This window comes from Facklamia languida CCUG 37842 (genome assembly GCF_000245795.1).
Classification (GTDB): domain Bacteria; phylum Bacillota; class Bacilli; order Lactobacillales; family Aerococcaceae; genus Facklamia; species Facklamia languida.
The window spans coordinates 1,716,092-1,717,767 of sequence record NZ_JH601133.1; the positions used below are offsets into that span (position 1 = coordinate 1,716,092).

General features: G+C 41.6%; 1 protein-coding gene. It reads right to left on the minus strand.

Translation table 11 applies throughout. The annotated features are described in order from the left end of the window. The coding region (locus tag HMPREF9708_RS08450) for a putative Ig domain-containing protein (RefSeq protein WP_006309761.1) at positions 1-1,676 on the minus strand (1,676 nt) is incomplete at both ends.

The window sequence follows — 1,676 nt, forward strand, 5'->3', positions numbered from 1 at the left end:
TCAGATTGTGTTAAGTCGTCCACATCGCCAACTTCAGTACGTTCTGGAATGACAGGATCAATTTGATCTGCTTGGCTTGTTTCTTCTTCAGCCTGCTTAATCAAGTCTTCGGCCTTAATGTTATCTTTAGAGCCATCTGGGTAGGTGATGGTTGCAGAACCATCCTCATTGACGGTAACCTTCGTGCCTTCTGGGAAGTTATCCTTGTTGGCTTCTTCGATGGCTTCCTTAACGTGTTCACGTTCAGACTCAGTTAGATCGTCCACATCGCCAACTTCAGTGCGGTCAGGAATGACTGGGTCAATGCTGTCAGTTATTTTACCTGGCTTAGAGTTTGGATCCTTAGGATCGGTTCCTTTTTCTTTTTCGACTTCGTCCGTTACGCCATCGTTGTCATCGTCTTCATCTTGCTTATCTGGAGTTCCATCCCCATCAGTATCACGTTCAACTGTAATTGTGACATCTTCAGTAGTCTGAGTGCCATCAGGATTTTCAGTTGTGACGGGTACGGTGATTTTACGTTCTTCTTCGTCTTTGCCCCAATCATCAATTTCAGGTGTTCCAGAAACCGTTCCAGTCTCTTCATCGTAAGTCAATCCATCAGGAAGCTCACCGACTGTTACAGTCGCATCTTCTTCACTTGGCGTGATGGTGATATCCTTGATTGGATTCTTTTCAGTAACGGTTTGATCCTTGTTGGTAATATCAGTACCAGGGATTTCTTCGATTGGAACTAATGGACGTTCATTCGCATCCTTAGGATCCGTTCCTTTTTCTTTTTCGACTTCGTCCGTTACACCATCATTATCGTCGTCTTCGTCAGTTACGTCTGGAGTTCCATCCCCGTCTGTATCTCTTAAGATTGTAACTGTGATTTCTTTTGTAGATTCATTTCCTGCTTCATCAACTGCTTTGATTGTTGCTGTGATAGTTTTTTCTTCCTTATCGCCCCAATCTTCTGCTTTTGGTACAGTACCTTCGATTTGCTTAGTTTCTGGATTGTAGGTTAATCCTTCTGGTAGGCCTTCGACAGTCACTGTTACATCGAGGTCATCAACATCAACCATTACTGGTGGAATCAGTTGTCCTTCAACAGCTATCACATTCGCAGCGTCAATTACGGGGGCTGTTGTGTCAGCAGGTTCAGTAATGATGATAGCCACCTGTGCATCATCTGTTGTTCCATCTTCATAATTGATTGTTACATCGATTATATAGTCGCCAGGCTTGTCAGTTGTTGGTACAACTTGATCTTCATTAATTGTAACAGTGTATTTAGATTTATCAAGTCCAAGTACAACTATAGCATTTTGAATTTCTTCTTCAGTTAACTCATCTCCAACCACCTTAAATATTGGATGAGTTTCCTTTGGATAGAATATCGCTGAGCCACCATTTTCTGAAACATTCTTTTCCCAAACCGCTGTGAAGATTACACTCTTTTCTTCGCCTAAGATATCTTTGTTGAATGGTTCGCTTAGGTCAAATGTATTATCTGTTCCTAGTTTTACCCATTTAACGAATTTATATCCTTCTCTAGTTGGTTCTGTTACTCCACTTACTACTTCACCGTCTTTGACTGTTACTTTTTGAGTTGTTGGAGTTCCACCATTTCCATTAAAGATTGCAAGGTATTCTTCTGCTGGTGTTTCTTCTTCAACTTTTTCCCATACAGC